Here is a 10,120-nt window from a genome sequence, read left to right as displayed (position 1 = left end):
GGTAACGGCTGGCCACGCCGCGAAAGCGCAGCAGCCAGGTCTTGAAACGGCTGTGCCAGCCGTTCACGTTCTGCAGGTGGATCGCGCCGCGCGTGCGGATGCCCGCCCGCAGGTTGACCGCCTCGTGGGTGATGCCCGCCCTGGCGGCAAAGGTCCTGTAGGCACGCGCCGCATCGCTGACCAGCAGCACATCCGGCGCCATCACGGGCCGCAGGCAGCGCTCCAGCTGCGCCGCCGTCACCGGTCCGCGGCCGGTATGGAAATCGAGCGTTTGTCCGCTGCGATCGCGCGCTACCAGCAGGCACGCATGGTCGCGGTTGACGCCGCGGCGCCTGGCGACGCCGCCACGCTGGCGCGGTGGGCGGTCCAGCGTGCGCGATCCCTTCTGCGATTCGAGCAGGTAGGTCTCGTCCGCCTCGACGATGGCCGACAGCGTCGAGGCGCGTTCGTGCATGGCGCCCGGAATGAAGCGGTGGCGCCAGCGAAAACTGGTGGTGCGGTGCACGCCGGTGACCGCCGCGGCATCGCGCATGGTACGCGATTCCAGGACGCACTGCAGGTACGCCAGCCATTTTTCCTTGAGGCGCAGGCGCGCCAGCGGCGTGCCGCTCAAGGCGTTGTAGCTGCGCCCGCAGCGGCAGCAACGATAGCGCTGCAAGCCGCTGGCGCTGCCGCAGCGGTGGACGCGCGTGGCACGGCAACGGGGACAGGGTGGCCGGCCGGCGGCCTGTTCGATGAGGGCGATGCATTCGCCGGGATCCGCGATGGAGGCGAGCAAACTGCGCAGGCGTGCGAGATCCTGAATACACAGCGGCAACGCTTCGAGTGCGGCAAGCACGTCGTCGAACGCCAGAGCCTGCATTGCTGCCTCCCCATGAGTTACCTCGACAATGGGTGAGACTGCCAGCGCAGCGGATAGTTCGCGTAATTAACGCGAACAGCGCGTTTTACATTTACGCAACACCTTCTTGCGCCGCCCACGACGCGCCGCACCAAGCCCGGGTTCCACGCAACGCCAGAGCCAGCGCAAGATCCGGCCCGTCGCCGCCCGCCATACTTGCGCTGCGGCGCCGCACGGCACCCCGCAAAAGCTTTGGCATAAATTCAATGTTTTTTCTTGACTTGCCGACTGCCGAGTCTATTCTTATACGCACAACAATACGGACGCTGCACGCCGCCCGGCTGCACGATCCGTGAAAAAGACGTCGATCTGATCATCTTGGAGGATGAATATGTCGGTAATGACCCGTAGGACATTACTGGGCGCGATCGCGACCAGTCCGCTCTGGCTGCAAACGGCGTGGGCACAACCCACGAACCTCAAGATCTCCCACCAGTTCCCCGGCGGCAGCGTCGCCGAAGGCGATTTCCGCGACCGGCTGTGCCGCATGTTCGCCGCCGAGACGGAGCGCCGCACCAAGGGCAAGGTCAAGTTCTCGATCTACCCGCGCGGCACGCTGGTGAAAAGCGATGCCCAGATCCCGGCCCTGGCCCGGGGCAAGCTGGACATGTCGCTGGTGCCGCTGTCCTATGCCGGCGCCGAGCTGCCGGAAGTGAACATCGGCCTGATGCCGGGGCTGGTGACGTCCTACGAACAGGGCTACGCCTGGAAGCATGCCGAGATCGGCAAGGAATTCAGCCGCATGCTGGCCGACAAGGGCATCGTGATCCTCAGCTGGATCTGGCAGGCCGGCGGCATGGCTTCGCGCGACAAGCCGATCGTCGACCCCGAGGACGCGGCCGGCCTGAAGGTGCGCGGCGGCTCGCACGAGATGGACCTCATCCTGCGCGAAGCCGGCGCCAGCGTCGCCTCGATGCCGTCCAACGAAATCCGCGGTGCGCTCGAACGCGGCCAGCTGGACGCGGCGATGACCTCGTCGTCCTCGCTCATCTCGTTCCGCCTCGACGAAGTCAGCAAGTCGGTGACCACCGCGCGCGGCGGCGCCTACTGGTTCATGCTGGAGCCGCTGCTGATCTCGAAGGCCGCCTTCGACCGGCTGGGCGCCGACCAGCAGGCCATCCTGATGGCCGTCGGCGCCGAGATGGAAGGCTTCGCGCGCAAGTCGGCAATGATGGACGACGCGTCGGTGGCGATGCTGTTCCAGGGCGCCGGCGGGCGCACGGTGGACCTCACCGACACCTCGCTGCGCAAGTGGCAGGAACTGGCGCGCAACACGGCCTGGAAGGACTACGCGGACCGCAACGCCAATTGCGCGAAGCTGCTGGCGCTGGCGGAAAAGACGGTCGCCTGACGCCTGGCTTGCGCCAGCACGTCGCCCCGGTGCAGGCCGGGGCCGAATTTGCACGCACCTCGACAACGCTCATGAATGGGGCCCCGGCCTGCGCCGGGGCGACGGTCTTGCGGCCGGCGATCCTGCTTGAACTTCACCCGTTACCAGGTCCTCATCCGCCCGTCACCGGCGGAAAGAACGCCACCTCACCCCCTTCGGCGATCGGCGTCTCGGGCGCGCACATGACCTGGTTGAAGGCCATGCGCAGCGCGCGCTCGTGGTGCAGGGCCGCGGCCCAGGCGCCGCCGCGCGCGACCAGGAAGTCGCGCACCGCGCCGACGGTCGTCACGCCCGGCGGCAAGGCCACCGCCTCGCCCGAGGTGCCCAGCGCTTCGCGCACGCTGGCGAAGAAACGCAGCTTGATGTTCATCGTGGTGATTTCCAAAGTCAGTCGGGTCAATGCAGCAGCGCCGCGAACGGGATGAAGCGCACCGTGTCGCCGCGCGCGATGGCCTGGCCGGGCGGATTGTCCACCAGGCCGTCGGCCCACACGGTCGACGTCAGCACGCCCGAACCCTGGTTGGCGAACAGGTCCAGCCCGCCCTCGTCGTTGATGCGCACGCGCAGGAACTCGTTGCGGCGGTCGGCCTTCGGCCAGTCGAAGTCGGCGCGCAGCGGGAGCGCGCGCGGCGCGACGGCGCCCGTCACGCCCTGCAGGCGCAGGATGAACGGGCGCACGAACAGCAGGAAGGTGATGAAGCTCGATACCGGATTGCCCGGCAGGCCCACGAAGAAGGCGCCGTCCTGCCCATCCACGCCCTCGCCACCGTCCTTGCGCACCGCGCCGAACGCCAGCGGCTTGCCCGGCTTGACGGCGATCTGCCACATGTCCAGGCGCCCTTCCGCCTCCACGGCCGGCTTGACGTGGTCTTCCTCGCCGACCGACACGCCGCCCGAGGTGATGATCAGGTCGTGCTCGCGCGCCGCCGTGCGCAGGGTGTCGCGCGTGGCCTGCAGCGAGTCGGGCACGATGCCGAAGTCGGTGAACGCGCAGCCGAGGTTTTCCAGCATCCCGCGCAGCGTGAAGCGGTTCGAGTTGTAGATCGCCCCGGGCTTCAGGGGCTCGCCCGGCATCGCCAGCTCGTCGCCGGTGAAGAACACGGCCACGCGCAGGCGCCGGCGCACCGGCAGGCGCGCCAGGCCGATCGAGGCGGCCAGGCCCAGCTCCTGGGCGCGCAGGCGCGTGCCGGCGGGCAGCACCACGGCGCCGGCGCGCACGTCCTCGCCCGCGCGGCGGATCCATTCGCCGGCGCGCGGCGCGTGGCGCACCGTGACCCGCTCCCCATCGGACTCGCACTGCTCCTGCATCACGACGGCGTCCGCCCCGGCCGGGATCAGCGCGCCGGTGAAGATGCGCGCCGCGGTTCCCGGCTGCAGCGGCGCGCCGACCGTGCCGGCCGGGATGCGCTGCGCGACCGGCAGCGTCGCCGCGCCGCCGACGCAGTCGGCGGCGCGCACCGCATAGCCGTCCATCTGGGTATTGTCGGCGGCCGGCACGTTCATCGGCGCGACCTGGTCGACGGCCAGCACGCGGCCGTTGGCCTCGAGCGTGTCGACGTCCTCGATGCCGTCCACCGGGCGGGCGGCGCCCAGCAGCCGGTCGAGCGCCTCGCCCACCGTCAGCATCGGCTTGCGTGCGCCGGGCGTCGCGCCGCTCATTGGCCCAGCCCCGTGTGCGCGGCGATGAATTCCTTCATCTGCGCCACGTTCGGGTGCATGACGACGAAGCGCTGCGGCAGCGTCTCGATGTCCTCGAAACCGGCCGGACGGGCGGCGTCCGTGCCCAGCGCTTCCAGGATCGTCTCGTTGAACTTGGCGGCCAGCGCGGTCTCCAGCACGATCATCGGCACGGCCGGATCGAGGTGCTCGCGCGCGACCTTGATGCCGTCGGCCGTGTGGGTGTCGACGGTGATGCCGTAGTCGTCGAACACGCTGCGGATCGTCGCCAGGCGGTCGGCATGGGTCGAGCAGCCGGACTGGAAACCGTAGTCGGCGACCCGGCGGAACTCGTCGCCGTCGCTGCCCGGCGCGCCGGACAGGTCGAAGCCGCCGTGCGTGTCGACCTTGCGGAACAGCGCATGGGTGCGGTCGGCGTCGCGGCCGACCAGCTCGTACACGAAGCGCTCGAAGTTCGAGGCCTTCGAGATGTCCATCGACGGGCTGCTGGTGTGGTAGGTCTCGCTGCTCTTGCGCACCCGGTAGACGCCGGTGCGGAAGAATTCGTCGAGCACGTTGTTCTCGTTGGTGGCCACGACCAGCTTGTCGATCGGCAGGCCCATCATGCGCGCGATGTGGCCGGCGCAGATGTTGCCGAAGTTCCCCGAGGGGACCGTGAACGAGACCTTCTGCGCGTTCGACGTCGTCGCCGCCAGGTAGCCGCGGAAGTAATAGACCACCTGGGCCACCACGCGCGCCCAGTTGATCGAGTTGACGGTGCCGATCTTGTGGCGCGCCTTGAATTCGAGGTCGTTCGAGACGGCCTTGACCATGTCCTGGCAATCGTCGAACACGCCTTCGACGGCGATGTTGTAGATGTTCGGGTCCTGCAGGCTGAACATCTGGGCGGTCTGGAAGGCGCTCATCTTCTGGTGCGGAGACAGCATGAACACGCGGATGCCGCGCTTGCCGCGCATCGCGTATTCGGCGGCGCTGCCGGTGTCGCCCGAGGTGGCGCCGAAGATGTTCAGCTCGTCGCCGTTCTTCGCCAGCGCGTATTCGAACAGGTTGCCCAGCAATTGCATCGCCATGTCCTTGAACGCCAGCGTCGGGCCGTTCGACAGGCCCTGCAGGATCAGCGTGCCCTTGTCGCCGCGCTCGAGCGTGCGCAGCGGCGTGATCGCGGCGGCGCTCTCGTCGGCGCGCGCGTTGCGGTAGACCTCGGGGGTGTAGGTCTTCGCGGTGAGGGCCTTCAGGTCCTGTTCCGGAATATCGGTCGCGAACTTGCGCAGGATCTCGAAGGCGAGGTCGGCATACGACAGCGCGCGCCAGGCGTCGAGCTCGGCGCCCGTCACCTGCGGGTAGTCCTGGGGCAGGTACAGGCCGCCGTCCGGCGCCAGGCCGCCCAGCAGGATATCGGAAAAGGCTTGGGGATTACGTGCTGCGGACGCGCTCGTCGCGCGGGTGGACACATAGTGCATACGGTAGAAAAGATCGGGTTGGCTGGCGTGGGAGAATCATTATAGTCCGGCCGACGGAAAGTTGTCTTTTATACCGAATTTTGTTCTGTTCGCGGGGGCGGTGCGCACGGGGTGCGCACCCTACGGCTCCGTTCCACACCGGGGTCAGCACGCCGCGTGGTTCACCGTGACCACGTGGATGGCCAGCCCGCCCAGCGACGTCTCCTTGTACTTGGCCTGCATGTCGGCCCCGGTCTGGCGCATCGTCTCGATCACGTCGTCCAGGCTGACGAAGTGGGTGCCGTCGCCCTTGAGCGCCAGCGAGGCCGCGGTGATCGCCTTGATCGCGCCCATGCCGTTGCGCTCGATGCAGGGGATCTGCACCAGGCCGCCGATCGGGTCGCAGGTCATGCCGAGGTGGTGCTCGATGCCGATCTCGGCCGCGTTCTCGATCTGGCCGTTGCTGCCGCCCAGCGCCGCCACCAGGCCCGCCGCCGCCATCGCGCAGGCGACGCCGACCTCGCCCTGGCAGCCGATCTCGGCGCCGGAAATCGAGGCGTTCTTCTTGCACAGCATGCCGATCGCGGCGGACGTCAGCAGGAAGTCGCGGATGCCGCGCTGCGGATCGCTCGGGCGGCAATCCTCTGCGTAGTAGCGCAGCACGGCGGGGATGATGCCGGCCGCGCCGTTGGTCGGCGCCGTCACCACGCGCCCGCCCGCCGCGTTTTCCTCGTTGACGGCCATCGCGTACAGGCTGACCTGGTTGACGGCGTCGTGCGGCAGGTGGTTGGCCAGGTGCTTGGTCTGCTGTTCCTGGCGCCACAGCTTGGCTGCGCGGCGCTTGACGTTCAGCCCGCCGGGCAGCTGCCCCTCGGTGACCAGGCCGTGGGCGATGCAGTCGCGCATCACGTTCCAGATGCGGTCCAGGCCGGCGTCCAGTTCCTCGTTCGTCATGCGCGCGCACTCGTTGGCGCGCAACATGGCGGGAATCGTCAGGCCATGGCGGCGGCCCTGTTCCAGCAGCTCGCCCATCGTGTCGAACGGGAACGGCACACTGGCGCCGCCGGCGGTGTCCTTCGGCGCCTGGGTCTCGCCGGCCGCGGTGATGAAGCCGCCGCCGACCGAGTAATAGATGCGTTCGACCAGGCTGCCGTCCGCCAGGTGCAGCACGAAGCGCATGCCGTTGGGGTGCTCGGGCAGCGTCGACTGCTTGTGCCAGACCAGGTGCGTGCGCTGCGCGAACGGCACGGTCTTTTCGCCCAGCAGCGCCAGCTGGCCGTCCAGCTCGGCCTCGGCCAGCTTGTCCTCGACGCCGTCCGGATCGACGCCCTGCGGGGTCTCGCCCATCAGGCCCAGGATGACGGCCTTGTCGGTGGCGTGGCCGACGCCGGTCAGCGCCAGCGAACCGTACAGGTGGGCTTCGACGGCGCTCACGGCGTCGAGCGAACCGGCTTCCTGGCGGTAGTCGTTGAGGAAGCGGCGCGCGGCGACCATCGGGCCGACGGTGTGCGAACTCGAAGGGCCGATGCCGATCTTGAAAAGGTCAAATACGCTCATGTCCATGCGCTGTCTCCCGTGATGCTTTTATTGGTGTCAAAACGCCGTTCCCGCGCAGGCGGAGAACCCGGGCCAAACCGGGTGGCCGGTGGCGCACGGGTTCCCGCGTGCGCGGGAACGGCGGGGTATCGTCGCGGATCAGGCGGCCTTGCCGAGGCCGACGTCGATATTGGCCAGCATGTCGGCCACCATCTCGTCGATGCCGATGCGCGCCTGCCAGCCCCAGTCGGCGGTGGCGCGGGCGTCGTCCAGGCGCTTGGGCCAGCTGTCGGCGATCTGCTGGCGGCTGTCCGGCTTGTAGTCGATGCGGAACGAGGGGCGTTTGGCCTGGATGGCGGCGGCCAGTTCGCGCGGGTTGAACGAGACGCCGGCCACGTTGTACGAGGAACGGATCGCGACCTTGTCGGCCGGGGCTTCCATCAGCTCGATGGTGGCGCGGATCGCGTCCGGCATGTAGATCATCGGCAGCGTGGTTTCCGGACCCAGGAAGCATTCGTAGGTCTCGCCGCGCAGGGCCGCGTGGAAGATCGCGATCGCGTAGTCGGTGGTGCCGCCGCCCGGGGGCGACTTGAAGCTGATGATGCCCGGGTAGCGGATGCTGCGCACGTCCACGCCGTACTTGGCGTGGTAGTACTCGCACAGGCGCTCGCCGGCCAGCTTGCTGATGCCGTAGATCGAGGTCGGGTCCATCACGGCGTACTGCGGCGCGTCGGACGGGGTGTTCGGGCCGAAGGCGGCGATCGACGACGGCCAGAAGATCTTCAGGGGCTTGCCGGCTTCGCCGCGCTCGCGGGCGATTTCGAGGATGTTCAGCAGGCCGTCCATGTTCAGCGTCCAGGCCTTGAGCGGCGCCTTCTCGCCGGTGGCCGACAGCAGCGCCGCCAGCTGGTACACCTGGGTGATGCCTTCGGCGGCGACGAGGCGGGCGACGGCCTCGCGGTCGAGCACGTCGAGGCGGACGTAGTTGGCCGCGCCGTAGACGTTATCGGCGCCGATGTCCGAGGCGACGACGTTGGCGGCGCCGTGCTTGTCGGCCAGGGCGCTCACGAGTTCACTGCCGATCTGGCCGTTGGCGCCGATGATGAGGATGCGTTCCATGCTGTTCAACCTGTCTGTATGTCTTGTTGTCTCAAACGTGTTCGCAGGTGGGCACGGCGTGCCCACCCTGCGGATACCGTAGTCCGTCATTGGGCCTGGAGGATGCCCAGCTCGCGGCCGGCCTGCGCGAAGGCGGCCAGCACCTTGTCGAGCTGCTCGCGGGTGTGCGCCGCCGACAGCTGGACGCGCACGCGCGCCTGGCCCATCGGCACCACCGGGTAGAAGAAGCCCGACAGCAGCACGCCCAGTTCGAACATGCGCGCGGCGAACTTCTGCGCCACCGGGGCGTCGAACAGCATCACCGGCACCACCGGGTGCGTGCCCGGCTTGATGGTGAAGCCGATGCGCTCGATCTCCTGGCGGAAGTAGGCGGTATTCTCCATCAGGCGGTCGCGCAGTTCGGTTGACTTGCCGATGCGCTCCAGCACGGCCAGCGAGGCGCCGGCGATCATCGGCGCCAGCGTATTCGAGAACAGGTAGGGACGCGACTTCTGGCGCAGCATCTCGATGACTTCCTTGCGGCCCGAGGTGAAGCCGCCCATCGCGCCGCCCAGCGCCTTGCCCAGCGTGCCGGTGATGATGTCGATCTTGCCGATCACGCCATGGTGCTCGTGCGTGCCGCGGCCGGTCTTGCCCATGAAGCCGGAGGCGTGCGATTCGTCGATCATGGTCAGCGCGCCGTATTTCTCGGCCAGCAGCACGATCTCGTCCAGCCTGGCGATGGTGCCGTCCATCGAGAACACGCCGTCGGTGACGATGATCTTGTGGCGCTTGCCCGCGTCCGTCGCCGCCTGCAGCTGCTTTTCCAGGTCGGCCATGTCGTTGTTGGCGTAGCGGTAGCGGGCCGCCTTGCACAGGCGCACGCCGTCGATGATCGAGGCGTGGTTCAGCGCGTCCGAGATGATGGCGTCGTTCTCGTCGAACAGCGGCTCGAACACGCCGCCGTTGGCGTCGAAGGCGGCCGCGTACAGGATCGTGTCCTCGGTGCCCAGGAAGCGCGACAGCGCCTGTTCCAGTTCCTTGTGCACAGTCTGGGTGCCGCAGATGAAGCGCACCGACGACAGGCCGTAGCCGTAGCGCTGCAGCGCCGCCTCGGCCGCCTTCTGCGTTTCCGGGTCGCCGGACAGGCCCAGGTAATTGTTGGCGCACATATTGATCAGCGTGCGGCCGTCCTGGGCGACCACTTCCGCGCCCTGGCGCGAGGCGAGCACGCGCTCGGGCTTGAACAAGCCCTCGCTCTGGAGCGTGTCGAGTTTTTGCTGGAGGGCGCCGTAGAAGGCCTGGTCGCTCATGGAATTCATCCTCTTCTGCTGTCCGGCTTGACCGGGGATTGGCGAATGTTGTACCGTGGGTCGTTCGATGTCTTGAACTTGTTCTCTATGTCGAACATAAGTTCGATATATTGAATACTACCTTCGACTAATGAACTTTGCAAGCAAGCATAGATGAATAATGCAGTGACCAATAATGCGCCACCGGAAGTCGGCGCTACCCTGCAGCGCCTGCGCCTGGCGCGCGGCCTGACGCTGGAAGACCTGTCGCGCATCGCCGGCGTGTCGAAATCGATGCTGTCGCAGATCGAGCGCGAAAAGGCCAATCCCACCATCGCCATCACCTGGCGCCTGGCGAATGCCCTCGGGGTGCAGATCGGCGAGCTGCTGTCGTCCGAAGTGCGCACCGCCGACACCATCCGCGTGGTCGAATCCCACGAGATTCCCACCCTGCCCGGCGCCCACGCCGGCTATTCGCTGCGCATCCTCGGCCCGATGGAACTGGCGGGCAAGTACGAGTGGTACGAACTGACGCTGCAGCCGGGCGGCGAACTGGCCTCGCAGGCCCACGATCCGGGCACCAGCGAGCACCTGACCGTCATCACGGGGACGGTGGAACTGGAAGTCGGGGCGAACAAGAAGAAAATCAAGCACGGCGCCACCGCGCGCTATCCGGCCGACCAGGACCACGCGATCCGCAACGCCGGCAAGACCGAGGCCAAGGCCGTGCTGGTGGTCGTGCACCGCTGAGCGCGCGGCGGCGCCCGCGCGGGCGCCGCCGATCCGG

Annotated in this window: 9 protein-coding genes; 2 read left to right on the top strand and 7 right to left on the bottom strand. The window is 67.9% G+C overall.

What is annotated here, in order from left to right:
- A partial coding sequence (locus QZ749_RS09685; RefSeq protein WP_296945909.1) for an IS1595 family transposase occupies positions 1-862 on the bottom strand: 862 nt, incomplete at its 3' end.
- A gap of 370 nt (positions 863-1,232) precedes the next feature.
- Between QZ749_RS09685 and dctP the strand changes: the two genes are divergently transcribed.
- Positions 1,233-2,252 (top strand): TRAP transporter substrate-binding protein DctP, encoded by a 1,020-nt coding sequence (gene dctP / locus QZ749_RS09680; protein WP_296945908.1) that lies wholly within the window; start codon positions 1,233-1,235, stop codon positions 2,250-2,252.
- 151 nt (positions 2,253-2,403) lie between these two features.
- Here the strand turns inward: dctP and moaD are convergent, their stop codons facing one another.
- From moaD to kbl, 6 genes are all read right to left on the bottom strand, one after another.
- Positions 2,404-2,661, bottom strand: a complete 258-nt coding sequence (gene moaD / locus QZ749_RS09675; RefSeq protein ID WP_296945905.1) for a molybdopterin converting factor subunit 1 — start codon at positions 2,659-2,661, stop codon at positions 2,404-2,406.
- Between the two features lie 26 nt (positions 2,662-2,687).
- Positions 2,688-3,917, bottom strand: a complete 1,230-nt coding sequence (gene glp, locus QZ749_RS09670; protein WP_373896810.1) for a gephyrin-like molybdotransferase Glp — start codon at positions 3,915-3,917, stop codon at positions 2,688-2,690.
- A 29-nt stretch (positions 3,918-3,946) separates the two neighbouring features.
- Entirely contained in the window at positions 3,947-5,428 is a 1,482-nt protein-coding gene (gene thrC, locus QZ749_RS09665; RefSeq protein WP_296945901.1) for a threonine synthase, read from the bottom strand.
- Between the two features lie 144 nt (positions 5,429-5,572).
- Positions 5,573-6,970 (bottom strand): L-serine ammonia-lyase, encoded by a 1,398-nt coding sequence (locus tag QZ749_RS09660; RefSeq protein WP_296945899.1) that lies wholly within the window; start codon positions 6,968-6,970, stop codon positions 5,573-5,575.
- A 132-nt stretch (positions 6,971-7,102) separates the two neighbouring features.
- Positions 7,103-8,062 (bottom strand): NAD-dependent epimerase/dehydratase family protein, encoded by a 960-nt coding sequence (locus QZ749_RS09655; protein ID WP_296945896.1) that lies wholly within the window; start codon positions 8,060-8,062, stop codon positions 7,103-7,105.
- A gap of 86 nt (positions 8,063-8,148) precedes the next feature.
- The gene (gene kbl, locus QZ749_RS09650; RefSeq protein WP_296945893.1) at positions 8,149-9,354 is read right to left on the bottom strand and encodes a glycine C-acetyltransferase; all 1,206 of its coding nucleotides are present in this window, start codon (positions 9,352-9,354) and stop codon (positions 8,149-8,151) included.
- A gap of 153 nt (positions 9,355-9,507) precedes the next feature.
- On the opposite strand from kbl, the gene QZ749_RS09645 reads away from it, so the two are divergent.
- Entirely contained in the window at positions 9,508-10,083 is a 576-nt protein-coding gene (locus QZ749_RS09645) for a helix-turn-helix domain-containing protein (RefSeq protein ID WP_296945892.1), read from the top strand.
- Positions 10,084-10,120 lie beyond the last annotated feature (37 nt).

The organism is uncultured Massilia sp., assembly GCF_913773735.1.
Lineage (GTDB): Bacteria > Pseudomonadota > Gammaproteobacteria > Burkholderiales > Burkholderiaceae_D > Telluria.
Note: the sequence above shows the minus strand (reverse complement) of the source record. Positions and strands in the feature narration are given on the sequence as shown.